17 protein-coding genes and 4 pseudogenes are annotated in these 24,211 nt (G+C 69.9%); 10 read left to right on the top strand and 11 right to left on the bottom strand.

The window, feature by feature from the left end; genetic code table 11:
- Window positions 1–26: 26 nt before the first annotated feature.
- Both OHA64_RS00900 and OHA64_RS00895 read right to left on the bottom strand, forming a co-directional pair.
- Window positions 27–1,304 (bottom strand): Mu transposase domain-containing protein, encoded by a 1,278-nt coding sequence (locus OHA64_RS00900; RefSeq protein ID WP_405606552.1) that lies wholly within the window; start codon window positions 1,302–1,304, stop codon window positions 27–29.
- Window positions 1,305–1,355: 51 nt separating this feature from the next.
- Window positions 1,356–1,499: a hypothetical protein gene (locus OHA64_RS00895; protein ID WP_405606550.1), complete on the bottom strand. Its 144-nt coding sequence runs from the start codon at window positions 1,497–1,499 to the stop codon at window positions 1,356–1,358.
- 233 nt (window positions 1,500–1,732) lie between these two features.
- On the opposite strand from OHA64_RS00895, the gene OHA64_RS00890 reads away from it, so the two are divergent.
- Window positions 1,733–2,488, top strand: coding sequence for a class I SAM-dependent methyltransferase (locus tag OHA64_RS00890; RefSeq protein WP_067023809.1), 756 nt, complete (start codon window positions 1,733–1,735; stop codon window positions 2,486–2,488).
- 795 nt (window positions 2,489–3,283) lie between these two features.
- Here OHA64_RS00890 and OHA64_RS00885 read toward each other — a convergent pair.
- Window positions 3,284–3,711: pseudogene (locus OHA64_RS00885) on the bottom strand (transposase); the annotation flags it as partial.
- Between the two features lie 173 nt (window positions 3,712–3,884).
- On the opposite strand from OHA64_RS00885, the gene OHA64_RS00880 reads away from it, so the two are divergent.
- The gene (locus OHA64_RS00880) at window positions 3,885–4,475 is read left to right on the top strand and encodes an HD domain-containing protein (protein ID WP_405606548.1); all 591 of its coding nucleotides are present in this window, start codon (window positions 3,885–3,887) and stop codon (window positions 4,473–4,475) included.
- On the opposite strand, the gene OHA64_RS00875 is transcribed toward OHA64_RS00880, so the two are convergent.
- Window positions 4,463–5,089 (bottom strand): ATP-dependent DNA ligase, encoded by a 627-nt coding sequence (locus OHA64_RS00875; RefSeq protein WP_405623799.1) that lies wholly within the window; start codon window positions 5,087–5,089, stop codon window positions 4,463–4,465. The genes OHA64_RS00880 and OHA64_RS00875 overlap by 13 nt on opposite strands.
- Here OHA64_RS00875 and OHA64_RS00870 point away from each other — a divergent pair.
- A complete protein-coding gene (locus OHA64_RS00870) occupies window positions 5,009–5,317 on the top strand; it encodes a hypothetical protein (RefSeq protein ID WP_405606546.1) in 309 nt (102 codons plus the stop codon). The two genes, OHA64_RS00875 and OHA64_RS00870, sit on opposite strands and share 81 nt — an antisense overlap.
- A 156-nt stretch (window positions 5,318–5,473) precedes the next feature.
- On the opposite strand, the gene OHA64_RS00865 is transcribed toward OHA64_RS00870, so the two are convergent.
- Together OHA64_RS00865 and OHA64_RS00860 are read right to left on the bottom strand one after the other, a co-directional pair.
- Window positions 5,474–5,803 carry a hypothetical protein gene (locus OHA64_RS00865; protein WP_405606544.1) on the bottom strand — a complete coding sequence of 110 codons (330 nt, stop codon included), beginning with the start codon at window positions 5,801–5,803 and terminating at the stop codon, window positions 5,474–5,476.
- A gap of 393 nt (window positions 5,804–6,196) precedes the next feature.
- Window positions 6,197–6,976: a hypothetical protein gene (locus OHA64_RS00860; RefSeq protein ID WP_405606542.1), complete on the bottom strand. Its 780-nt coding sequence runs from the start codon at window positions 6,974–6,976 to the stop codon at window positions 6,197–6,199.
- A gap of 530 nt (window positions 6,977–7,506) precedes the next feature.
- Between OHA64_RS00860 and OHA64_RS00855 the strand changes: the two genes are divergently transcribed.
- Both OHA64_RS00855 and OHA64_RS00850 read left to right on the top strand, forming a co-directional pair.
- Window positions 7,507–7,869 carry a hypothetical protein gene (locus tag OHA64_RS00855; RefSeq protein WP_405606540.1) on the top strand — a complete coding sequence of 121 codons (363 nt, stop codon included), beginning with the start codon at window positions 7,507–7,509 and terminating at the stop codon, window positions 7,867–7,869.
- A gap of 529 nt (window positions 7,870–8,398) precedes the next feature.
- Window positions 8,399–8,653 (top strand): annotated as a pseudogene (locus tag OHA64_RS00850) (IS630 family transposase); the annotation flags it as partial.
- A gap of 47 nt (window positions 8,654–8,700) precedes the next feature.
- On the opposite strand, the gene OHA64_RS00845 reads toward OHA64_RS00850, so the two are convergent.
- Window positions 8,701–9,357 carry a hypothetical protein gene (locus tag OHA64_RS00845; RefSeq protein WP_405606538.1) on the bottom strand — a complete coding sequence of 219 codons (657 nt, stop codon included), beginning with the start codon at window positions 9,355–9,357 and terminating at the stop codon, window positions 8,701–8,703.
- A 143-nt stretch (window positions 9,358–9,500) separates the two neighbouring features.
- Between OHA64_RS00845 and OHA64_RS00840 the strand changes: the two genes are divergently transcribed.
- A protein-coding gene (locus OHA64_RS00840; protein WP_405606536.1) for an IS5 family transposase occupies window positions 9,501–10,387 on the top strand; the annotation gives its coding sequence in 2 pieces (ribosomal slippage) (window positions 9,501–9,887 and window positions 9,890–10,387; 885 coding nt in all).
- A gap of 69 nt (window positions 10,388–10,456) precedes the next feature.
- Here OHA64_RS00840 and OHA64_RS00835 read toward each other — a convergent pair.
- The 3 genes and pseudogenes from OHA64_RS00835 to OHA64_RS00825 all read right to left on the bottom strand — a co-directional run.
- Entirely contained in the window at window positions 10,457–10,780 is a 324-nt protein-coding gene (locus tag OHA64_RS00835) for a hypothetical protein (RefSeq protein ID WP_405606534.1), read from the bottom strand.
- A gap of 582 nt (window positions 10,781–11,362) precedes the next feature.
- Window positions 11,363–13,162: a S8 family peptidase gene (locus tag OHA64_RS00830; protein WP_405623798.1), complete on the bottom strand. Its 1,800-nt coding sequence runs from the start codon at window positions 13,160–13,162 to the stop codon at window positions 11,363–11,365.
- Between the two features lie 429 nt (window positions 13,163–13,591).
- Window positions 13,592–13,693: pseudogene (locus tag OHA64_RS00825) on the bottom strand (hypothetical protein); the annotation flags it as partial.
- A 53-nt stretch (window positions 13,694–13,746) separates the two neighbouring features.
- On the opposite strand from OHA64_RS00825, the gene OHA64_RS00820 reads away from it, so the two are divergent.
- Both OHA64_RS00820 and OHA64_RS00815 read left to right on the top strand, forming a co-directional pair.
- Window positions 13,747–14,442, top strand: a complete 696-nt coding sequence (locus OHA64_RS00820; RefSeq protein ID WP_405606532.1) for an ABC transporter permease — start codon at window positions 13,747–13,749, stop codon at window positions 14,440–14,442.
- Window positions 14,436–14,585, top strand: a pseudogene (locus OHA64_RS00815) (IS5/IS1182 family transposase); the annotation flags it as partial. The gene OHA64_RS00820 and the pseudogene OHA64_RS00815, both read left to right, overlap by 7 nt.
- A gap of 48 nt (window positions 14,586–14,633) precedes the next feature.
- Here OHA64_RS00815 and OHA64_RS00810 read toward each other — a convergent pair.
- On the bottom strand, window positions 14,634–15,410 hold the full coding sequence (locus OHA64_RS00810; protein ID WP_405606530.1) for a thioesterase II family protein: 777 nt from the start codon (window positions 15,408–15,410) through the stop codon (window positions 14,634–14,636).
- 148 nt (window positions 15,411–15,558) lie between these two features.
- Here OHA64_RS00810 and OHA64_RS00805 point away from each other — a divergent pair, with 148 nt between their 5' ends.
- Both OHA64_RS00805 and OHA64_RS00800 read left to right on the top strand, forming a co-directional pair.
- Complete coding sequence (locus OHA64_RS00805; protein ID WP_405606528.1) at window positions 15,559–22,653, top strand: amino acid adenylation domain-containing protein; 7,095 nt, start codon at window positions 15,559–15,561, stop codon at window positions 22,651–22,653.
- Between the two features lie 28 nt (window positions 22,654–22,681).
- A complete protein-coding gene (locus OHA64_RS00800; protein ID WP_405606526.1) occupies window positions 22,682–24,196 on the top strand; it encodes an amino acid adenylation domain-containing protein in 1,515 nt (504 codons plus the stop codon).
- Window positions 24,197–24,211: the final 15 nt, after the last annotated feature.

Genomic DNA, 24,211 nt, shown 5'->3' with positions numbered 1-24,211 from the left:
GAAGCAGCTGGTCGTAGATCGACACGTCAGGCATGGGGGCGGGTGTCTTTGGGTAGTTGCGCCAGGCGCCGCTGGGTCAGCGAGGTGACGGTCGCTGCGACGGCCCGGTCTGCCTCGGTAGTGGCTCGGCGTCGTGGCTTGGCCGAGGTCGGTTCGTCGTTGTCGGCGATGCGGCGGGCTTCCAGCGCGGCCGCGTCCGCGGTGAGCGCTCCGACCTGGAGCGCGGCGGCCAGGCCGGCGACGACGTGGTCGTGCTGCATGTGCCGGTGCAGCAGCAGAACCTCGATCAGAGCGCGGGTGCCGGCGGTGTCGCCGTGGGCGTTGCAGGCGGCTGTCCACCAGGCTTCGTGGATCGGGGTGAACTGGCCTGCGCCCTGGGCCTGTTCGAGGACCGTGGCGCCGGGCGGCGCGCCCGGTTTGCGCAGCAGCGCTTCGAGATAGTGATCGAGCTCGAGCCGTGATCCGCTCTTGGTCAGCAGCCGTTCGTGCTGGGCGATCTCGGTGCGGCCGTCGAACACCACGAGCTCGGAGGCGTGCAGCAAGACCCGGACCTGGCGGCCGATGAACCGGGTCGGGACCGAGTAACGGTTGGTGCGGACGGTGATCTGGGAGAACCGGTCGACCCGTGGGGTGAACCAGCGACCGGTCTCGAACGCTTCGACGGGCAACGGCTTCAACGACGGCCGTTCGACGGCGGACAGCTCGCCGATCGTGCGAGGACGGGTCCCGATCCGCCGGGCCTCGTCGGCCAGATCCCACTCGTCGATCAGCATGTTCAAGTGCGCCAGCGAGTCGATCTCGGGGACGGGAACGAAGTGGTTGCGGCGAAACCAGCCGATCTGGCCCTCGACGCCGCCTTTCTCGTGGGCGCCCTCGATTCCCGGCGTACAGTAGAACGGCTCGATGCCGTAGTGGGACCGAAATGGGGTCCACCGGTCGTCTCGACCCGGCGCCGCGTGAAGCCGAGCACCGACGCGCCGGTGCACCGCCTTCCCGGAGAACGACAACCGCAGGCAGAACAAATGGCACTTCACCAGCTCGCCCCGCAAACGGACCGCGACCTCGCCGAAGTCGAACTCGGCTTCGGCGCCGGCCAGGTGCGACTGCTCGATGAACACCTGCGCCGGGCCACGGCCGGCCTCGACCCGAATCTCCGGCGTCCGCTTGGCGACGTAGGCGCGCACGACCTGGTAGGACACGTCGTCCAGCGCGTGCTCGTTGATCAACCGGCGATAGATCCGGACCACCGTGTGACGCTGCTTCCTCGGCGCATCCAGATCAGCCAGCAGCATCTGGTCGATCACCGGCTTGAACGGATTCAGCTTGGAACGGCGAGGCGCGTACGGTTCCCGAGGTTACGGCCACGCCGAACTCAGCGCCTTCTGAACAGTCCGCCAGCCCACCCGGTACTTGCGCTCCAGCGCCCGGTTCGACATGCCCTCGCGAGCGTCATGCCGCAGCGCGGCATACAACTCGACCTTCGACTGACCAGGCGGCATCGGCGGTGCTCCTTCACTGAGCACATTCACCTTTGCCACCGCAACCCCGCGAGTGACACTACTTCTCACGAACGACTTCCCGCTAACCAGCCGGTGACATCCACTCAGACGGACAACTGACAACCCACAAACACCGTCAGAGCCATCCTTGCGAAAACCATTGGTGCCCGGGCTTGCTCCGCTGATGGACTGACGTCCTACCGTGAGTCTGCCGCGTGACGGAGGTAGTGGTTGTGACAGGCTATGACGTGCTTGCCGAGGTGTACGAATGGCTCATCTCGGATGCAAAGTTGCCTCCAGCCGAGTTCGCTGCGTCGTTCGACGACGTCCTCAATCTCCTGCCGTCGAACGCTCACGTCCTCGACTGTTCGTGCGGAACCGGACAGTTGGCGGTTGGCCTCGCCGGTCGTGGCATGCAGGTTGTCGCAACTGACGCCAGCGAGGCGATGGTTCGTCGGACTGCAGAGTTGTCTGAGGAGTTCGGGGCATCCGTCCGGGCCGTACGGGCGAACTGGGAAGAGTTGCCCGACCATTTCCAGGACAACACGTTCGACATGGTGTTCTGCGTTGGCAACTCGCTTCACCATGCCGCGGGCGCGACAGGCAGGGGTGCTGCTCTGGAGTCGATGTCACGGCTTCTGCGCCCCGGCGGGCGCTTGGTACTCACATCCCGCACTTGGGAACTCGTGAGGGCCAGAGGTTCCCGGCTGGAGATCAGTGACCGACTCGTCCGCCGGAACGGTCGCGATGCCGTCGTGGTCTACCGCTGGGAGATTGCGCCGCATTGGGAGGAGGAGCACCACATCGAGATTGCGATCGCGCAAGTTGATGCGACCGGGTTGGTTCTTGTCCGCTCGGAACTGCTGTCCTGCTGGCCCTACCGGTACGAGGAACTCGAAGTCGAGCTGCACCGGGTCGGACTCCAAACGGAACTGAGCACGTTCGATCTTGAGGCCGAGAACTACATGGTGGTCGCGAGCAAGGTATAAACACCGGACTCTCAGTCCCTGGCCGGACCGCGCGGTTGCTCGCAGGACGCTTGCGCCCTCTCATCGGTGCGGGTTCAAGTGGTCAACGCAACGCCCCAGACGAGGAGTGCTCGTCGATCAGACGGCGGTAGATCCGGGGTGACGGTGTGGCGCTGTTTCCTGGTCGCGTCCAGATCAATGAGCAGGATCTCGTCGATCAGCAGCGTGAACGGATCCAGCTTCGACGGCCGCGCCGAAGCGGTTGTCGTGCGTGGCTGCGGCCAAGCCGAGGTCAGGGCCTTGTTGACCGTGCTTGTGACTGGGCGGTGGGGTGGCAACGGGTGGGCGTCAGCCAGATATGGGAGTGAACGCCCTGGATAAGGGGCTGAGGTTGGGCTGTGGCTGCTGTCATGGAGTGACTGGGTGGCCGTTGCGGTGTGGCTGTAGGCGGGTTGGTGCCTGTCGTGGGGCTGGCTGTTCCTGACAGGTGAAGCACCTCCGTAGGCCTGGCGCGCCCCTGACCACGCATGACATCTACTGCTACGCCGACAGTCGGCTCATTCCGCAGCACGCTCCACGATCAGCTGGCGGCACTGCCGCGCGCGATCAGCCACCCCATCTCCCACGGCAGTCAGCTCTGTCAGATAGGCCAGCGCATCGGTAATTTCCTCGTGATCCGGATTCGCGGAGAGGAACTCCTCGGTCGCCTCTGCCACACCGCTTTCCGGTTCGAGGAGCAGCACCCGGACAAGGCCCAAGGACCTGGTGTCGGCTTCGTCTTGCGGGCTCACCGGGGTCGCGAGCAGCCGCCTCCACGGCTCCATACCTGCTTCGAGGTGCCCCTCCACGGTGTCGAGCATGAGCTTCTCGAATGTACTGGAGAGATCTTGGATCGCGCGTTTGGCCGCCGGCTGCGCGGACTTCGGCAGCGCATCCAGACAGTTGGCGGATTTGTGAACCCAACACCGCTGGTGGCGGGTGGTGGGGAAGACCTCGCTCAAAGCGTTCCAGAAGCCGAGTGCACCGTCGCCGACGGCCAGCACCGGGGCGCGCATGCCGCGGCGGGCGCAGTCGCGGAGCAGACCAGCCCACGCCTCTGACGACTCGCGGTAGCCGTCACTCATCGCGATCAGCTCCTTGGTGCCATCGGCGCGCACGCCCATCAACACCAGCACCGCGGCCTTCGCCTCCTCCAGGCGGATGCGCAGGTGGACGCCGTCGGCCCAGACGTAGACGTAGTCGGTGGCCAAGTGGGCCCGTGAGCTCGGCAATCCAGTGCGGCCCTCTGGCGGACGGAGTCACGGAGCATATCTACAGAAAGGGGAGTACGAGGGTCCGAAGCGGGCCAGGGCCAACCGACGGGAACCGGCCTTGAATGCCGCGTCCCTACTGCGACCGCAACGACTACCCTGTCGCGGTGACGACCTCGCGAGTACTGTCGATTGCCCTCCAGGACCCCGGTCGGCCCCCGCTGCGTCCACTGCCAATCGAAGTAGCCGAACTGCTTCACAGTGTTGACGCTCCGCCGCGTCTGGTCGCCCATCTGCGAGCAGTCCACGACGTTGCAGGGCAACTCCTCGAATGGATTGCCACACGCAATCTCGATCTGGGCATCAACCCGGAGGCGGTTCTCTTCGGAGCCGCCACCCACGACATCGGCAAGACTCTGCACCCCGCCGAGTTGTCCGCTCCCGGTGCGCAGCACGAAGAATCAGGCCGTGAGCTGCTTATGACCCGAGGTGTCGATTCCGCCATGGCACGCTTCGCCGGAACACACGCCGCCTGGACCAGCGAAGAGGCCGGGATGGAAGACCTCCTTGTCAGCCTGGCCGACAAGATCTGGAAGAACAAGCGGGTCCCCGAGCTCGAAGACCTTGTCGTCGCCAGACTCACAGCGGCGAGCGGAAGACCGGTCTGGCAAGAGTTCCTCGACCTGGACAGTGTGCTCGCTCGCATCGGTGACGAGGCTGATGAACGCCTCGCCTTCCAAATGTCCTACAAGGGGTAGCCGCTCGTGACGAGTTCGACGTCGCCGGGGGAGAGGTCGGGGCGGGCGCGGTACCAGCGGGCAGGGTGCCGCCAGCGCCCGGCACTGTCCCGGGCGACGTCGACGCCGACTTCCACCACCAGCTCGGGCCGCACGAGGGTGACGTTCAAGGTCTCCTTCGTGCCCCACCCGGCGGAGAACGTCCAGCCCGTCCACGGGTGCTCGTCTCCGGCCGCGGCCAACAGCGGCGCGAGAGCAACGTCGGCCGCTTGCGGCAGCGTGGTGGTGCGGCCGGTGTACTGCAGCCGCCCACCCGTGGCGTAACGCCCCAGCAGCAGAGTCCGCACTCCTGTCAACGCTCCGGTGACCGCGCCGACGATCGCCTCCTTTGTCTCGCGCACCTTGTACTTGCGCCACCCGCGCACCGGCTCATACCGGCTCTCCAGCAGCTTGAAGACGATCCCCTCCAGGCCCACCGCCGACCACGACAGCCACTCGTTCACGGTGCCGGCATCGGTGGTCGAGGGGCACAGTGCCCACGGCGCGGTCAGCGTGTGCTCGGTGAACAGATCCTCCAGTGCGGCCCGGCGCCGCCGGTACGGCCACCCGGTGGTGTCGGTGCCCGCGAGGCGCAGCAGGTCGAAGGCGACGAAGTGGGCGGGCTACTCCGCAGCGAGCCGGGCCGCGCCCGCGCCACGCCGTTGCAGCCGGCCCTGGGGCCGCTCGAACGCAAGCCGCCCGGACTCCCACACGATCAACTCCCGTCCAGCGCCGTGGAATCCGGCAACTGCCGACTCCCGGACTCGATCTCCGGGAACGACGCGACCAGGTCCGTGCCCCTCCGCGAGCGCAGCATGAAGTGACCGGCCTCCACCGAGACCAGGGCCCGCCACCCATCCTTCTCCAGACTTTGATGTGTCTCATGAGACAGAGAGTTGGGCGCCGCTGACCACTCAGGGGCGCAACGCGGTTCACTTCTTGTCGGCTCCGCAGTCCTTCAGCGGCTTGGGCCCGGGATGTCACTGAATGCCGAGCCCGGCCTGGCCGTGATCATCCGGGCTGGCGCGTCCGAAGAGGAGCTTCCAGGTGGCCGGCAGCCGACCGTTCTCGCTGTCTCGCGTGTTGTTTTTGGCGGCGGGGAGGTCCATGATCTTTAGCGGCTTGTACCGGTCGCGGCCCCACCGCTGGCCGCGCACGTCGACGAACGAGAACCCGGCGATGGCGAAGTATTGCGCGTTCCCAAGCGCCTGGCTCTGCGGGATCGTGATGATGCTGCATGGCGGCACGTCGCTGAGGTCGAGCAGCTCCTTGTCACCGCGGTACAGGCCTTCCTGCGTTTCGCCGTCCAACCCTGTCGCTATGCCGATGGCGCGAGGAGCTCCAGCGGCTGCGGCGGGAGAACCGCGAGCAGCAGCAGACGATCGAGATCCTGAAAAAAGCGACCGCCTTCTTCGTGAAGGAGAGCGACCTGTGAGCGCGTTGTGCCGGTTCATCCACGCGGAGAAGGCGAAAGAAGCCGTTGTCTTTCCGAGAGAGACGGGTGTGTTTCCGCTGGTCAGGTGCAGGGGTGGCGTTTCGGCGGGAGGGAGTGTCGTGTCGTCTCTTCCGTGGGGTGTAGTCAGCGCCTTGCGCCTGATCTGACAGCCACAGGATTACTCCAGAGCCCGCACACGATCCCGCACTCCACTGCGGTGCCCGTGCGGGCTCTGCCACGTCCGGGGACAGGGCCCTCCGAGTGGGTTTCAGCGGGCCAGGTGCAGTCTGGTGTGGAAGTAGCCCGCCGACTCCTTCCCCGCCGGGTCCTCGCCGAGGGTGGTGACGGTGGCCACCGCGCGCTGCTGTTCCTGGGGGTCGGTGAAGCGCCGCTGCCGGTGGGTACCGGCGTCCCGGTCCACTGTGAGGCCGTACGAGTGCAGGCAGGCGGAGATCGCCCCGTAGTCGTGGGTACGCAGGACGAAGGCCGCCACTGGCACGGGGTGGCCGATGGCGCTGAACAGCCGGGCAAAGGTTGTCTCGGTCAGGAAGCTCGTGCCCCCGGTGATCGTGATCAGGCCCGTCCCGGCGAGTGAGCGGTGCAGCCGCTCCGTTGGTTCGTTGCATTCCAGGTCCAGGCAGTGCCCCTCGTCGAGCAGCCCGACGCCCACCGCGTATGCCAGGGCCGGCCGTGACACATCGATGCCGATGGCGCGTACGGCGTCGGGACGGCGGCGGGCCCAGTAGAAGTCACGGTCGAGGTCGGCGAGTTCAGCGGTGGTGAGTTCGGCCACCCGGGCCGAGGTGTAGTGCGCGAAGAGCTCGTCGAGGGTGACGTCGTGGTTGAGGAGGGCGGCGTTGATTCCGTAGGAGCAGCACACGTCGAGGACCGTGCGCTGGCCCGGCCCGAGTTCGGCGGCGAGCGCGCGGAAGACCGGCTGGGCGTGGCCGGGGGTCTGGTAGGCGTACGGCGCGAGGGCGGCAAAGTACCCACGGGGGTCGGGGAGGGCGTAGACGCCCTCGAAGCTGGTCATGCCGACTGAGCTCATCAGGGCGCGCCTCCATGGCGATCGGCGGACATCCGGGCGGAGTTCGATGGCCCAGGCGTACCCGGCGATGCCCTGGCACCGAAAGGCCGCCGATCCGGCCACTTTCGTCGTGTCCGGGGCGGATGTGCGGCACCCCGCCGCCGGTGCCCGGGGCGGTGTGGGCCGTGGTGTGCGGCCCTGGTCCTGCGGTGTTGAACCACTTCACGGCGCCAGTGGCCATGTTGCTCATACGTCGTGACACTGCGCCGGAGGAGCGGGGTCGTATGCGGACCATCATCGCGCAATGTGACAGAGAGTGCCGGTCCGGTCACGCGCCCCTGTCGGTGAGGTTCTCGGGTTAGTGACACGCCAGGGCCGGTCAGCCGGCTCGTCGCGTATCTGGTCCGCGCCAATGACCTCTCGCAGTGAAGGTTGAGCGTTGTCACCGAAGGTTGTGTTGGCCAGGGGCGCTTGGGCTCTTCGGGAGGGGTCCCGGGACCGGCGGGCTAGAAATGCCGAGCTGGACCCCTTGAGAACAGGAGACCCTACTGATGAGTGTCGGTATGCGTCGGCGGACCGCGTCGACTGTCCTGACGGTGACCATGGCGGGCACGCTCGGATTCGGACTCATGACGCCGGTGGCGTCTGCCGCCAACGGACCCTGCTACGACGGACGGTGCAAGATCACCGTAACGGCGCCCAAGACCATCAAGGTCAGCAGCCGCAAGTTCGGGTTCGGGGCGTTGAAGATCACGAGCATCAGCTCCCGATCCGTGAGGATGTCGGCCGCCGGCGGGAGCCTCACCGGCAGCACCAGCCCCGGTGGCACCGTTCAGTTCAACAACCTGAAGATCTGGGTTAAGTCGGTCTCCGGCCACAAGGCCAGGCTCCAACTGTTCCCCACGCGGCACTGAGCCCGTCGCTGAGCCCCGGCGCCTTCGTCCTGCGCCGGGGCTCGCCGTTCCCCAGGCAGCAGGCGATGAGACAGCATGGCTCACGTCACTCAGGCTTCGATGAGAATGCTCAACATTCACTGCGACAGATCACCGTGACCGGCATGCTGGCGCCATGTTGCGCCAAAGTGTTGCGGCGGATGGTGCGCTGAGTGTTGCGGTAGATGTTGCGTGAGCCTTCGCGGCGTCTCTGAGTTGGCCCAGGTCGGCACGGTGTGCGGGCGTGGTCGGGCTTCTGACATCCCCGTTGCGGCCGCTTTGCCCCTGTCTTTGGCTGGAGTTGAAGGGTGCGGGAGGGCGGGATGGGCGGCGCGGACGCTGCCGGGCATCGGGGCGCGCTCGCTGGTGTTGCGCGCCGGGCGGGGCCGCCGCGCCGGGGCCGCCCGGCGGTGCGGCAGCTGAGGACGGGCGGGTCGTGCGCCTCGCCCTGGACGGCGTCCTGGACGTGGTCGTGCGGGCGGCGGCCGACCGGCAGCGGGAAGCGGTCGGCGGCTTCACTCCGACCTACGCCTCGTGGGCGAACCCGATCGAGGCGCACTTCGGACCGCTTAGGCAGTTCACCATCGCCAACTCGAACCACCCCAATCACACTGTGCAGACACGGGCACTGCATGCCTATCTGCGCTGGCGCAACACCAACACCCGTCACCGCGATGTCCTCGCCGCCGAGCGCAAGGAACGTGCTCGCATCCGAAGCGAGAAAGGCATCCGCTGGGGCGGCCGACCGCTCTCAGCAGCGGCCTGACCACCAACCTGACGAACCGCTCTCTCTTCGCCAGAGACACCTGAGTCCTATGCCCGGGGTGTGCCGTCCCAGCGCCATGTGGCCAGACGAGGGCGCCCGTGCAGTTCGGCGCGTCCGGTGGCCCATAGCAGGGTGGGCCAGGGATCCGTGGACCCCGGGGCGTTCGGAAACAGACGGGCGAGCACCCGGGAGCACAGATCGGCGGGTGGGTTCCAGGCAAGCCCGAGCCCTTGGGCCAGGTCGTGCGTGTGCACCAGGGTCTCCACGATCCCCATCGCGGCGAAGCCCTCGGCGTCGGAGATGCCGAAGACGTGGTAGGCGCGAACCTGCGGGGGCTTCGTGCGCACCATGGCGACCAGCAGCGCGCCGCTAGCCTCCAGCACCTGCAACAGGCCGGTAGGCCCTGCCTTACGGTCCGCGTGAATGGCGTTCGCAGGACCGCCGGGCCGCCGGCTCTCCCACACGAACGGCACCTCACCGTCCAAGGGCAGTGTTCTGGGACCCAGTTGCGCAGCGTATGCGAAGAGGTCGTCGCTGAGATGCTCGACAGTCTCCCAGCAGTCCCATTCCAGCGAACCCGCCTTTCCGCCCCACACGGCTGGGGGCGCCTTGCGAAGCACTGCCACAGCGAGCTGCACGGCAAGGTCGAGGTCGTCCGCGGTGACGGGGGACGGAGAAGGGCCAATCTCAGCTGATCGGGACATGGCAGGACCGTATCCGGACTGGAAGGAGTCACGCCCTCCCTTTGATCACAGACCGCGCATCCCGGCGAACCTATGTGGTCAGGGCACTAGGAGCTGTCCGGCCGATCATGTGACTGTCGCCTGATCTGCTCGTTGTTTCCGTTATGGGGCGGGGAGAACGCGGCGATCTGTCGGACGCCGAGTGGGAGCGGCTGCGGCCGTTCCTGCCGGTGAGCAACGGTCGGTGTGGGCGGTGGCGTGATCATCGGCAGGTGATCGACGGGATTCTTCACCGGGTTCGAACCGGGGTTCACTGGCGTGATCTGCCGCAGCGGTTCGGGCCGTGGAAGACGGTCTACGAGCGCCATCGGCTTTGGTCTGCCGACGGAACCTGGGAACGGCTGCTGCAGCAGGTCCAGGCCGCGGCCGACGCGGCAGGGGCGATCGACTGGGACATCGCGGTGGACTCCACCATCGTGCGCGCGCACCAGCACGCGGCCGGCGCCCGCATCGATCCACCACCGGCTCTTGCCGGCTCAAAGGGGGACGAGCCGCTGGAACACCAGGACGAAACTCCGTGGCAGAGTCTCGTCGGCCGGCTGGTGGAGGTGGTGCGGGAGGCGAGGGCCTGGGGCGTTCGCGCAGCGGCTTCACCAGCAAGATCCACCTGAGCGCGGACGGCCGCTGCCGCCCGCTGTCATTGATCATCACGCCGGGGCAGCGGGCCGACTGCACCCAGTTCATAGCGGTGCTGGAGAAGATCCGGGTGCCCCGGCTCGGACTTGGCAGGCCTCGCAAGAAACCCGACAGCATCGCAGCCGACAAGGGCTACAGCAACGGTCCTTGCCGCCAGTACCTGCGGCGCGGCATCCGCCACACGATTCCGGAGAAGGCCGACAGTCAGGCCGCCCGCTTGCGCAAAGGATCGCGAGGCGGCAGGCCACCGGGGCTCGACGAGGAGCGGTACAAGAAGCGCAACACCGTCGAGAGGGCCATCAACAGGCTGAAGAACTCCCGCGCCGTCGCGACCCGTTACGACAAGCGCGGCTAGGTCTTCCTCGGCACTGTCACCGCAGCCGCCCTCGTCATCTGGCTCCGCACCTGACCGCGTGCCAGGACCTCAACTCACCGAGGCACCCGGCGCCAACACCAAGCCCGCTGCCGCCAGGAAGTCCTCAAGGCTGATGACACCGTTGCTGCTGCCGTCGTCCCATTCGATCAGGAGTCCGGAGAGGCCCTCGTTCCAAGACTCCGACGTGTCGGCGTCATCCTCGGGGCCGGGATGCCACTCGACGCAGCCCTCGCCATGCCGGTATCGGAGATACAGGTACTGGCCGTCCGCCGTCCAGGCATCCCACTGCGACGGGTATGCGGAACACGTCTGCACAACCCGCGTCAGCTTCCGACCCTCATCCGTACTCATCCGACGATGGTCGCGCAGCATCAGGCGCCCGGCAATCGACTTCAGACCGTCGCCATAGGCGCCTCAAGCAGCAGCCAGACGCACGCCATCAATGATCGGCCGGACAGCTCCTAGCCGCCGCCCAGATCGGCGGCGCTTGGAGCATCGGTACAAACCAGAGGAAGATGCCGCGGGCAGGGTCACTCGCGGCCGCCGAGCAGGAGTCGGTGCGCAAGGCGTAGGCCTCCCGCGGCGAGGCCGCCTCCGCGGTCCGGGCCGGGACGGCGGCCCGCCGCTCGAGCCGGCTGGCACTCCTCGGGGCCGCGGCGCGCGCAGCCGTGTCCGCGCTGCCCGTACGGTCAGCGCGGACACGGCCCTGCAGCTCCTCAGGGAGGCGCACGGTGAGCCGGACACCGGCTCCAGGCCGTCTGCGGCCTTCCTGGACGTCTCCGGCATGGTGGCCCCGACCGCGGCGTACACTGCCGCCGGGGCCCATCTGCCCTCTGCCGCCCAGCAGTTCGCAGCCCTGGCCGACCATACCGCAGCCCGCCTTGTCCGCGGCCGTGGGCGGGTAGCTGTCGCCGGCGCTGTGCGTGCTGTATGCGGGCGTTGCTGGGCCCTGCGCTAGAAGGTCAGGTTCCAGGCGTCGATCTTGCCTGTGTCGGAGGCGGAGTTGTCGTTGACGCGCAGCTTCCAGGTGCCGTTCGCGACCTCCGAGGAGGCGTTCACGGTGTAGGTCTGGGCGATGTTGTCGGCGCTGCCGCCGGCGTGGTTGTGCAGCGTGTAGACGGTGTCGTCCGGCGCCACCAGGTCGACCTTCAGGTCACCGATGTAGGTGTGCTTGATGTCCACACCCACCTTGAGGGTGGCCGAGGCGTTGCCGGTCACACCGGTTACGGCGATCGGGCTCTCCACGGTCGCGTTGTCGTTGATGGCGAAGTCCGCGAGGTTCTCGAAGTACTTGCCGGGCGGCGGGGTGGTCCCGACGGCCTTGAGGGCGTCGACCTGTCCTTCGCCGAAGAACGAGTTGTTGGCCGTCGTGCCCGTGCAGCGGCCGTCCGAGGGGCAGGCGATGTCGTTGGCCTGCTCGGCCAGCTTGGCGCGGAGTTGCGCCGGGGTGATGCCCGGGTTGGCGCTGGCGATGAGTGCCGCCACGCCGGCCACGTGGGGGGTGGCCATCGAGGTGCCGCTCTTGCTGCCGTAGCCGCCGCCGGGGACGGTGGAGTACACGTTGCTGCCCGGTGCCGCGACGTCGATGACGCCCTGCCCGTAGTTGGAGAACGAGGCCTTGGTGACGCCCGTGCCGTTGGCCGCGACCGTGACCACGCCCGGCAGCTCGGTCGGGATGTCGAGGCAGGCGTTGGTGATGGTGCGGGTGACCGGCGTCGAGTCGTTCGGGCTCGCGGCGTCGGTCGTCTTGTGGGCGAGGTCGTAGTTCTCGTTGCCCGCGGCGGCGATCTGGAGGGAGCCCTTGCCCTCGGCGTACTCCTGGGCGCGCTTGACGCCCTCGATGATGGCGGCCTGGTCGATGTTGTCCGGGCAGTTGAACTGCCAGGGGTCCGTGTAATAGCTGTTGTTGGTGACCTTGAAGCCGTGGTCACCGGCCCAGACGAAGCCGCAGATGGTGTTCTCGGCGAAGAAGAAGGAGTTGCCCGGCTCGGCGACCCGGACCGCGGAGATCTTCACCCCGGGGGCCACGCCGACGACGCCCTTGCCGTTCTTGGCCGCGGCGATGGTGCCCGCCACGTGGGTGCCGTGCGTGTCGACGTCCCGCCAGGCGCCGGCACGGGTGTCGGGCTTGCCGTAGGCGCAGGAGACCGAGTCGGCCGCGTTGAAGTTGGGCGCCAGGTCCTGGTGCTGGTCGTCCACACCGGTGTCCAGGATGCCGACCGTGACGGACGCGGAGCCTGGGTTCACGGCCCAGGCCTGGTCGGCCTTGATCTGGCTCATGTCGGCCCGGACCGGTTCTCCGGCCGGGGTCGAGGCCTGGGACGGATTTGCCGGGAGCGCCGGGTTGTAGGCGTCGGCCGGGACGTCCGAGGTGCGCGTGGCACCGACCTGCTGCACGCCGGCGACGCCTCGCATGGTGGCGGCGAATCCGCTGGACGCCGAGTGGGCGACGATCACGCCGATGGCGTCGAAGTTGGAGAAGACGGTGCCGCCGTTGGCCGCGATCGCGGAGCGGACCGCCGAACTGTCACCGGGGGCGGTGATCACGAGGTAGGCACGCGTGCCGGCCACCCAGGTCGCACTCTGGGAAGCCGGCACGGCGGCCGGAGCGTGGGCCTTGGCGGCCGGCGCGGTGGAGGGGACGACGGGGAGCGTGCCCGCGAGGGCGCCCGGGGCGCCGAACGTGAGGGCGGCACCGAGGGTGGCTGCCAGAACCAGCGTGCGTCTAGGTCGGCTGGATATGTGCGGTATCAATGCGTCCTCCGGAGACGGCCCAGCCGTGCTGAGGGCAGCGGCCAGGTCGTACGAAACGAGTGGTGGATGCAAAATGTCAGGTGCATGCTCCTGTACGGAAGTACCTTTCCGTCCAGGGACGCCATAGAGGCATGGCTGAAAAGAGACATACTCCGGGCATCGGTAGGTCGGGATCCACCGGGAGCTCGGCGACGTCGACCGCGCCCTGGCGTATGCCGCCGGCCTGGTGCCGGGCCGTGCTGCCCGCACCAGAGCGCCGGACCCGCGCGGCGACCGACACCGCCCGCGCCCTGGTGGCCGTCGGCGACGTGCCCGGCATTGCCCTTGCCCGGCTTCAGGGCTGCGTTCGTCGCCAGATTGACGCGGACGTTGGCGGCACACGCACACCAGCGGTCCCGCCCGGCGGCACGCCTCGGCGGACGCCCGGCTTGTGTACTGGGCGCCGTGGTCGGTGTGTATGACGGCGCCGGCGAGGCTGCCGCGGCACCGCTCGGCGGCGGCCAGGGCGTCGTTGACCAGGTCGGCGCGCATGTGGTCGGCTATCGCCCAGCCAGCCAGGCGCCGGGAGGCCCGTCGCGCTGACCGTGGCCGTCGGCTGCGGCACCGCCAAGGCCGTGAAGTGCCCGGACACGGGGTGCGGCCAGGACGCCGTCAAGCTCGCCCTGACCGGCGTCACCGTCGGGCAGGCGGTCATCTCCGTCTTCGCGGTGCTGGCGGTCAGCGGCGAGTACGGCACCGGGCTGGTCCGCACCACGTTCATGGCGGTTCCGAACCGGATCACCGTCCTCACCGCCAAGGCGACGGTCCACACCACGGTCGTCCTCGCCTCCGGGACGCCTGCCGTCCTGGCCTCCCTCCTCGCCGGCCGCTACATCCTGCCCGGCAACGGATTCACCGAGGCGCACGGCTATGCCCCGCTCTCCCTGGCCGACGGCCCGACCCTGCGGGCGGCCGTGGGCTCGGTCCTCTACCTCGTCCTGGTCGCCCTGATGGGCCTCGGCGTGGCGACGGCGGTACGGGACGCGGCGAGCGCCATCGGGATCGTGCTCGGGCTGCTCTACCTCTTCCCGGTCGTCACCCGGGTGGTCAACGATCTGGAGTGGCAGCGCCACCTCCAGCAGATCTCGCCCATGACCGCCGGACTCGCGGTCCAAGCCACCGTCCATCTGCACGAGTTGCCCATCGGTCCATGGGCCGGCCTGGGCGTGCTCGCCACGTGGGCCGCGGCCGCGCTGCTGGTCGGCAGCCTGCTGCTGCACAGGCGCGACGCGTCACGATGAACCGGGCATTGTCAGCGGCACGAGCACCAGTCGAGCGGGGTGTCGCAAGGCTGAAGTCCTGGCGGATCTTCCGCACAGCCCGCTGCAGCCCGAACCGCCTGTCGTCAATCGCCGCAGCCGTCCTCACCCTGGAGCGTCAGCGTAGAAAGAGCTCACCGGATCCTCCGATCCTAGGACGGCACGGGAACGCGTCAGCAGGGGTGGGCGCCGGCCGGGAGCGGACCGGTGAGGAGGGAGCGGGTGAGGATCCCGGTCAGCTCCTCGATCCGGTCGTAGAGGTAGAAGTGACCACCCGGCAGGACGTGCAGCCCGAAGGGCGCGGTGGTCTCGTTGCGCCAGGCCCGGGCGTCCTCAACCGTCACGTCCGGGTCGCTGTCGCCGGTCACTGCCACGACGGGGCAGCGCAGTTGTGCCGCGGGCTGCCGGGGATAGGTGTGGATGGCGCGGAAGTCGGCCCGCAGGGCGGGCAGCGCGAAGTCGAGGACGTCCGGGTTGCTGAGCAGCTCCGCGGCCGTACCGCCCAGGCGGCCCATCTTGGCGAGGATCCACGCGTCCGTCGGGAAGTCAGCGCCGGGCGTGCCGAAGGGGAGCGAGCGCTGGGACGGCGCCTGCATCGCGGAGGCGAACAGGGCGGCCACCGGCTGCCCCTGGGCCTCCAGGCGCCGTGTGACCTCGTAGCCGACCAGTGCTCCCATGCTGTGTCCGAGCACTGCGACCGGCAGCGAGCCGTTCCCCGGATGGGCGAGTTCCGCGCACACGCCGTCGGCCAGGGCGTCGATGCTGTCGAGGCAGGGCGTGCCGATGCGGTCCAGACGGCCTGGATACTGCACGCACAGTGCTTCGATGCCGTCCGGCAGGGCCGCCGACAACGCGTGGTACGCCGTCGCGCCGGCGCCCGCGTGCGGGAGGCAGAGTAGTCGCGTCGGGGCACCCGGTGCGGGATGGAACGTCCGGATCCACGTCTGCATGGCGATTCCCCCCGGCTCGCAGGACCGGAACGGCAAGTGGCCCAACGGGCCACCACTTCCCGATAGTTGCTTGCGCTGCGGCAGTCCCTCCGTCCACTCTAGCGTGGTGTGCCGGTGATCGAACTGGGTGTCGAAGGAGACCGCAGGGATGACAGACCCCGCTGCGCAGATCGGTGGACGAGTGGTTCCGACGTCATCCGCGCAGCGCAGACTCTTCTTCCTGTGGTCGCTGGCTCCCGGCAGCGCCGTGTACAACGTCGCGGGAGGGCTGTCCGTCCGGGGCGGACTGGAAGTCGGGCGGCTGGAAGCGGCCCTGGGCGCGCTCCAGTGGCGGCACGAATCGCTGCGTACCACGTTCGAGGAGCGGGACGGCGACGTGCTCCAGCGGGTGCAGGGCATCGAGGCCTTCGACCGGGTGCGCGCGTCGGTGACCGACGCCCCGGACGGACCGCGCGCCGAACGGGACAGCTGGGCCCGGGCGGAGTTACGCCGCCTCGCCGCGCTGCCGTTCTCCCTCACCTCCGGACCCCTGTGGCGCTGTCACGTGATCGAACTGGCAGCCGACGAGCACCTGGTGGCCTTCGTCTTCCACCACATCGTGATGGACGAGGTGTCCTCGACCGTCTTCTCCCGGGACCTCGAACAGGCTTACAGCGATCCCCTGGTCTTCCTCGACGCCGACCCCGCCCCGCAGTACGCCGACCACTGCGCGGACCCCGCGACCCAGCCTGGGTACGCCCAGGGGCTGGAGTACTGGAAGCGGCGGCTGGAGGGCGCCGAGCCGCTGGTCCTGCCCGAGGACGGCTTGGCCGACGCGCCGGACGACATGGCCGGTGACCAGGTCGGGCTCGATCTCGACCCGCAGGCGGTCCGGACCCTGGAAGACCTGGCCGACCGGTGCGGAACCAGTCCCTTCGCCGGCTTTCTCGTTGCCTATCTGATATTGCTGCACCGCTGGTCGGGCATGACCGACCTGAGGGTCGGCGTGCCCGTCGCCGGACGGCCCGGCCCCGAGTCCTACGGCGTCATCGGCTTCTTCTCCAACACGGTGGTCCTGCGCTGCGAGATCACCCCGGACCTGAGCTTCAAGCAGGTCCTGTCTCGGACCGGCGACGCCGTGTACGACGCCTTGGAGTACCAGGACATCCCCTTCGACGCCGTGGTCGACGCCGTACAGCCCGACCGCGAACCGGGACGCAACCCGCTGTTCCAGGCCGGGATGGTGTACGACACCTCCGACCTGGCCGACAGCTGGGCGCTGAAGGACCTGCAGATCACCGAGGTTCCGCTCGAACTCGACGTCAGCCACTTCGACCTCACGCTCGGACTCAGGAGCGGGCCGCGCACCACGGGCGAGTTCACCTTCAGCACCGCCCGGTTCTCGCGCCCCTCGGTGGAGCGGCTGGCAACCACCTACGCCACCCTGCTGCGGCACCTGTGCCGGGAACCTGACGCACCCGTCGGAGACGTCGAACTGCTCTCCGAGCGCGAGCGGGACGAGGTCCTCGCGCTCGGCCGGGGACCCGCGGCCGCGGCGGCGGATCCGGACGCGCCCGCCACGGTGTGGGGGCTGTTCGAGGCGATGGTGCGCGCCCACCCGGACCGCGAGGCGCTGCGCTGCGCCACCGAGCGGCTGACCTTCACGCAGGCCCACGACCGGGCCGTGCGCTGGGCCTGGGCCCTGTCGGCGCACGGCGTGTCCCACGACGTGGTCGTCGGCATCCGGCTGCCACGCTCGGCCCTGCTGGTCACCACGATGCTGGCCGTCTGGCGGGCCGGCGGTGCCTTCGTCCTGCTGGACCCCGCCCAGCCCGAGGAACGCCAGCGCGTCCTGCTCTCCGACTCCGGTGCCGCGCTCATGATCACCGACACCGCACCCCCGGACGGTGCCCCGCCGCACGTCACCCCCGCCGAGCTCGACGAACCGCCGGCACCCGTCGACCCCGCGCCGCACCTGCCGCCGCCGCGCTCCCGCGCCCTCGCCTACGTGGTGTTCACCTCGGGTTCCACCGGCCGGCCCAAGGGCGTCCTGGTCGAGCACGGCGGCCTGGTCACCCACACCACCAGCCACCTCGCGGCGATGTACGGGCACGTGGCCCCCGACGCCCCCCTGAACGTCGCCGGCCTCGCCTCGGTGAGCTTCGACGTCTTCATCAACCAGACGCTGGGCATGCTGGCGTTCGGCCACCGGCTGCTGGTGATCGACGAGGAGGAGCGGCAGGACCTGCCCCGCCTGCTGAGCCGTGCCGACGACGCCGACACCGCCATCCAGATCCTGGACTGCTCCACCAGTCAGCTGGAGGCCCTGGTCGACTTCGGCCTGCTGGACCGGCCGCACCCGCCCCGGCTCGTCATCTTCGGCGGCGAGAGCTGCTCGGAGCGGGTGTGGCAGGCGCTGCGCGCGGCACCGCTGCACGCCTCCAACGTGTACGGGGCCACCGAGTGCACCGTCGAGTCGACGGCCGTCGACGTGTGCCGGTCGCCGCACCCCGTCGCCGGTCGCGCCACCGGCGGCACCCGGATGTACATCCTCGACGCCCGGCAGCGGCTGCTCCCGCCCAGCTTCGTCGGCGAGATCCACCTCGGCGGCACCGGCGTGGCACGCGGGTACACCGACGCGCAGCTCACGGCCGACCGCTTCATCCCCGACCCCTTCGCGGACCGTCCGGGGGAGCGGATGTACCGGTCGGGGGATCGGGGGCGGTTGCGGGGGGATGGGCAGCTGGAGTTCTGGGGTCGGGTGGATGACCAGGTGAAGATCCGTGGGTATCGGATCGAGCCGGGTGAGGTGGAGGTGGTGTTGTCGCGTCATCCGGGGGTGGCGCAGGCGGCGGTGGTGGTGCGGGAGGACGGGCCGGGGGGTGCTCGGCTGGTGGGGTATGTGGTGCCGGAGGCCGGTGTGGTGGTGCGGCCGGGGGAGGTGCGGGAGTTTTTGGGGCGGTTCGTTCCGTCGTACATGGTGGTGTCGCAGGTGGTGGTGTTGGATGCGTTGCCGTTGACGGGGAACGGGAAGCTGGATCGCAGGGCGTTGCCGGCGCCGGTTGCTTTGGTGGGGCGGCGGGTGCCGCGGACGCCGCAGGAGCATGTGTTGTGCGGGTTGTTCGCCGAGGTGCTGGGTGTGCCGGGGGTGGGTCCGCAGGACAGTTTCTTCGATCTGGGTGGGCATTCGCTGATGGCCATGCGGTTGGCGGGGCGTGTGCAGAGTGTGTTCGGGCATCGTCTGCCGTTGCGGTCGCTGTTCGAGGCGCCCACTCCCGCCGCCCTCGCCACCCGCCTCGGCGGCCAGGAGGAACCCGGCCAGCCCGCACTGGTACCCGTGCCGCATCCGCAGCGGCCGCCGCTGTCCTACGCACAGCAGCGGCTGTGGTTCCTCAACCGGTTGGAGGGCCACGGCCCCACCTACAACATCCCGGTCGCCCTGCGCCTGACTGGCGAGCTCGACCACGCGGCGCTGACCGCTGCGCTCGGGGACCTCGTGGCACGGCACGCCACCTTGCGGACCGTTTTTCCCGCCACCGAGGGCATACCCCACCAGGTGATCCTCTCCCCTGAAGCGGCGTGCCCGACGCCGGAGGTGGTGCCGACCACGAGCGGGGAGCTCGCCGCCGCCGTGGCCGGTGCCGCCCGGCAGGGATTCGACCTCACCGCGGACCCGCCGCTGCGGACCCACCTGTTCAAGGTGTCGCCGACGGATCACCTGCTCCTGCTGGTGCTGCACCACATCGCCGCGGACGGCTGGTCCATGGACCCGCTGGCCCGCGACCTCGCCACCGCCTACCGCGCCCGCACATCCGGCACGGCACCGTCCTGGGCGCCGCCGGCCGTCAGCTACGTCGACTACACCGTGTGGCAGCGGGCCCTGCTCGGCAGCGCCGACGACCCGGACAGCCTCCTCGGCCGCCAGTTGCGCTACTGGTCCACGATGCTCGACGGACTGCCCGCCGAACTGACCCTGCCCTACGACCGTCCGCGACCGGCGGTTCCCAGCCACACCGGCGGGGAGGTCGCCTTCCACATCCCGGCCTCCCTGCACCGGCACCTGACCGAGCTGGCGAGCAGGCACAACGCCACCCTCTTCATGGTGCTCCAGGCCGCGTTCGCCGCTCTGCTCTCCCGGCTCGGCGCCGGCGACGACATCCCCGTCGGCACGCCCATCGGCGGCCGTACCGAGGACGCCCTGGCCGACCTCGTCGGCTTCTTCGTGAACACGCTGGTCCTGCGGACCGACCTGAGCGGAGAGGTCACCTTCGACCAGCTGATGGCGCGCGTCCGGGAAAACCACCTCCAGGCGCACCAGCACCAGGACCTGCCCTTCGAGCAGCTCGTCGAACGGCTCAACCCCGAACGGTCCCTCTCCCGGACCCCGCTGTTCCAGGTCATGATCGTGTTCACCAGCGAGGCGGGGGGCAAGGACGCCCTGGACACGCTCGACCTGCCCGGCCTGACCGTCTCCCACCAGCCGCCGCCGTCCGAGGCCGCCAAGTTCGACCTGCAGCTGGACCTCACCGAGACCACGGACGGCGACGGCGGCCCGGCCGGCGTCCAGGGGTCCCTGGGATACGCCGCCGACCTGTTCGACGAACACACCGTCCGGGACATGACGGTGCGCTTCCAGCGGCTGCTGGCGTCTGTGGCCGCCGACCCGTCACGCCCCGTCGCCGCCATCGACGTCCTCGGCCCCGAGGAGAGGGAGCGGCTGCTCGCCACACCCGAGGCGCCCTACCCGCTCGACCCGTCCCTGACCGCCGTCCGGCTGTTCACCCGGCAGGCCGCGCAGGCACCGCACGCTCCCGCCGTGACCTTCGACGGCACCACCCTCGACTACGCCGCACTCGCCGAAGGCGCTCGGCACCTGGCTGCCCGGCTGCGCGCGCTCGGCGCCGGCCCGGAGCGCATCGTCGCCCTCGCCCTGCCCCGCTCGGCCGACCTCGTCGTCGCTGTGCTCGGCGTCCTGCTGTCCGGGGCCGCGTACCTGCCCGTCGACCCCGACCATCCCGCGGAGCGCATCGCCCACCTGCTGGCCGACGCCGCCCCCGTGTGCCTGGTCACCGACCACGCCACCGCTGGCCTGCTGCCGGACAGCGGCACCCCGCGGCTCCTCGTCGGCGAACCCGACGGCCCCACACCGCCGGACGGCACCCTGGCGGACCCCGAACCGCACCACCTCGCCTACGTCATCTACACCTCGGGTTCCACCGGCCGCCCCAAGGGTGTGCAGATCGAGCACGGCCAGCTGGCCGCCTACCTGGCCTGGTGCCGTCACGCCTACCCGAGCCTCGCCGGCAGCGCGGTGCTGCACTCCTCGGTCGCCTTCGACCTCACCGTGACGGCACTGCTCGGCACCCTGGTGTGCGGCGGTCACATCCTGGTGCCGCAACCCGGGGCGTACCCCGGCGGAGCCACCTTCGGCAAGGTGACGCCGAGTCACCTGGAGTTGCTCGACACCCCTGGGGAACTGCCGTCCCCCACCAGGGAACTCGTCATCGGCGGTGAGGCCCTGACCGGGGAGCAGCTCGCCCGGCTCCAGGCCCGCAACCCCGAGGTGGCGTTCGTCAACGAGTACGGCCCGACGGAGGCCACCGTCGGCTGCGCCACCCACCGGATCGACCCCGGCGACCCGCTGCCGGCCGGACCCGTGCCCATCGGCCGGCCCATCCCGCACACCCGCGTGCTGGTCCTCGACGCACGCCTGCGCCCCGTACCGCCCGGAGTGGTGGGAGACCTGTACATCACCGGCGCGGGGGTGGCCCGCGGCTACCTCAACCGGCCCGGCCTGACCGCTGAACGGTTCCTGGACTGCCCCTTCGCGGACCGTCCGGGGGAGCGGATGTACCGGTCGGGGGATCGGGGGCGGTTGCGGGGGGATGGGCAGCTGGAGTTCTGGGGTCGGGTGGATGACCAGGTGAAGATCCGTGGGTATCGGATCGAGCCGGGTGAGGTGGAGGTGGTGTTGTCGCGTCATCCGGGGGTGGCGCAGGCGGCGGTGGTGGTGCGGGAGGACGGGCCGGGGGGTGCTCGGCTGGTGGGGTATGTGGTGCCGGAGGCCGGTGTGGTGGTGCGGCCGGGGGAGGTGCGGGAGTTTTTGGGGCGGTTCGTTCCGTCGTGCATGGTGGTGTCGCAGGTGGTGGTGTTGGATGCGTTGCCGTTGACGGGGAACGGGAAGCTGGATCGCAGGGCGTTGCCGGCGCCGGTTGCTTTGGTGGGGCGGCGGGTGCCGCGGACGCCGCAGGAGCATGTGTTGTGCGGGTTGTTCGCCGAGGTGCTGGGTGTGCCGGGGGTGGGTCCGCAGGACAGTTTCTTCGATCTGGGTGGGCATTCGCTGATGGCCACGCGGTTGGCGGGGCGTGTGCAGAGTGTGTTCGGGCATCGTCTGCCGTTGCGGTCGCTGTTCGAGGCGCCCACTCCCGCCGCCCTCGCCACCCGCCTCGGCGACGGGAATGAGGACGACTCCCTGGACGTCCTGCTGCCCCTGCGCCGGGGTGGACACCGCCCGCCGCTGTTCTGTGTGGCGCCCGCCTCCGGCCTGAGCTGGAGCTACGCCGGGCTGCTCACCCACCTCGACGCCGACCAGCCCGTCTACGGGCTCCAGGCCCCCGGCCTCACCGAGGCGGAGGAATTGCCGGGCACACTCGGGGAGATGACACAGCGGTACCTCGACGCCGTGCGGTCCGTGCAGCCGGACGGCCCCTACCACCTGCTCGGCTGGTCCCTCGGCGGCGTGCTGGCCCACGAACTGGCCGTACGGCTGCGGGAGGAGGGGGAGACCGTCGCGCTGCTCGCCCTGCTGGACTCGTACCTGACCCCCGAGGCGGGGCCCGCCCGCGACGAGGCGACCCTGCTGCGGCACTTCGCGGAAGAGCTGGGTCGGCCGGAGCCGGCCGGGAGCCGGCAGGAGCTGGGCGCCTGGGCCCGCGGGCCCGAGGGACCGCTCGCGTCGCTGAGCGAGGCCGTCGTCGACCGGGTGCTCGACACGTACCTGCACACCGCGCGTCTGCTCGGCGAGCACCGGCCCCGGGTCTTCGGGGGAGAGGTCCACCTGTTCACCGCACAGGCCGACCGGGAGACGGAACCGGCGGGGCCGGACACCGATCCGCTGACGTCCGCGCGCCCGTACGTCGCCGGGGAGATCACCACGTACCCGATCGACGCGCACCACGTCGAGATGACCGCACCGGATCCACTGCGCCGGATCGCCGGCCACCTGGCCGGCCCGCTCGGCCAGGCCGCGGACCCGGCCAACTGACCAGCACCACGGAACGGGGGTAGCACACATGACCGGTTCGACAGGCCCTGCGACGCTCTCCGGGGCCTTCGACGCCCTGGCCCGGGCCGCGCCGGACGCACTGGCGGTGGCCGACGACAAGGAGCGACTGACCTACCGGGAACTGTTCGACCGGGCCGCGGACGTCGCCTCGGCGCTGCGCCGCCACGGAGCCGGCCCGGGGACCGTGGTCGCCGTGCGCATGGCCGCGCGCGCCGAACTGGTCGCCGTCCTGCTCGGCGTCCTCGCCACCGGAGCGGCGTACCTGCCGCTGAACGAGCCCGCCGTCGCCGAGCGGGAGGCGTTCATCCTGGCCGACGCCCGCCCGGCCGCGCTCATCGAGGACGCCGGTGGCCCCGGGGACGGCCTGACGCCGACCGGGACGACCCGGCTGCGGGTGCTGGACACACAAGCGGCCGGCCGCGTCCCCGAGGGCACGGCGTACGTCATCTACACCTCCGGCACCACCGGCCGCCCCAAGGGAACGGCCGTCGGCCACGCCAACGTGCTCGCCCTCTTCGAGGCCACGGGCCCCCTCTTCGACTTCGGGCCGGACGACCGGTGGCTGCTGTTCCACGGCATCGCCTTCGACTTCTCGGTCTGGGAGATGTGGGGCGCCCTCCTGCACGGCGGCGCGCTGTACGTCCCCGACCGCATCCGGCTGCTGGATCCGGAGGAGTGCGCCCAGCTGATCCGCGAGGAGGGCATCACCGTCCTCAACCAGACGCCGACCGCGTTCGGCGTGCTCGCCCCCGAGCTGGCGCGCGACCCGGACGCACACACCCTGCGGTACGTCGTGTTCGGCGGCGAGCGCCTGCACGTCCCGAACCTGGCGCCGTGGGCGAGGGCGCACGGGCTGGAACGGCCGGCGCTGGTCAACATGTACGGCATCACCGAGACCACGGTGCACGCCACCTTCCACCGGATCGGCGAGGACGACATGGCCCGCTCCCGGTCGGTCATCGGGCGCCCCCTGACCGGATTCCGCGCCCGGATCGTGGACGCGCGCGGGGAGGACGCCGACGCGGGTGAACTGCTGCTGGCCGGGCCCCAGGTGACCCGCGGGTACCTCAACCGGCCGGAGCTGACCGCGGAGCGCTTCGTCACCGAGCACGGACAGGTCCACTACCGCACCGGCGATCTGGTGGAGCGGGACCCCGCCGGTGTCCTGTCGTACATGGGGCGCAAGGACGACCAGGTGAAGGTGCGCGGCTACCGCATCGAACTGGCCGAGGTGGAAGCCGCGCTGCTGGACCTGCCGGACGTCTCCGGTGCCGTGGCCACCGTCTTCACGCTGGCCGGGGCACAGAGCCTGGGCTGCGTGTACACGACCACGTCCGCCACGCCGGCGGACCCGGCGAGCGCACGGGAGCGGCTGAGGAGCCGGTTGCCCGCCTACATGGTGCCGGACCGGCTGCTGTGGCTCGCGGACCTGCCGAACACGGTGAACGGAAAGGCCGACCGGCGCCAGGCGCGGGCGCGCTTGGAGGAGAGCGCCACCCAGGAACACCGACCAGCCCCCTGAGGGGCGCGTAAGGGG

The sequence above is a fragment of the Streptomyces sp. NBC_00076 genome, assembly GCF_045041235.1.
GTDB lineage: Bacteria > Actinomycetota > Actinomycetes > Streptomycetales > Streptomycetaceae > Streptomyces.
Note: the sequence above shows the minus strand (reverse complement) of the source record. Positions and strands in the feature narration are given on the sequence as shown.

Excerpts from the sequence above, each read along its gene's own strand:
- OHA64_RS00895 (WP_405606550.1), bottom strand. The coding sequence starts at position 1,499 with ATGCCGCCTGGTCAGTCGAAGGTCGAGTTGTATGCCGCGCTGCGGCAT.
- OHA64_RS00860 (WP_405606542.1), bottom strand. The coding sequence starts at position 6,976 with ATGAGCTCAGTCGGCATGACCAGCTTCGAGGGCGTCTACGCCCTCCCC.
- OHA64_RS00855 (WP_405606540.1), top strand. The coding sequence starts at position 7,507 with ATGAGTGTCGGTATGCGTCGGCGGACCGCGTCGACTGTCCTGACGGTG.
- OHA64_RS00845 (WP_405606538.1), bottom strand. The coding sequence starts at position 9,357 with ATGTCCCGATCAGCTGAGATTGGCCCTTCTCCGTCCCCCGTCACCGCG.
- OHA64_RS00835 (WP_405606534.1), bottom strand. The coding sequence starts at position 10,780 with ATGCTGCGCGACCATCGTCGGATGAGTACGGATGAGGGTCGGAAGCTG.
- OHA64_RS00810 (WP_405606530.1), bottom strand. The coding sequence starts at position 15,410 with ATGCAGACGTGGATCCGGACGTTCCATCCCGCACCGGGTGCCCCGACG.
- OHA64_RS00805 (WP_405606528.1), top strand. The coding sequence starts at position 15,559 with ATGACAGACCCCGCTGCGCAGATCGGTGGACGAGTGGTTCCGACGTCA.
- OHA64_RS00800 (WP_405606526.1), top strand. The coding sequence starts at position 22,682 with ATGACCGGTTCGACAGGCCCTGCGACGCTCTCCGGGGCCTTCGACGCC.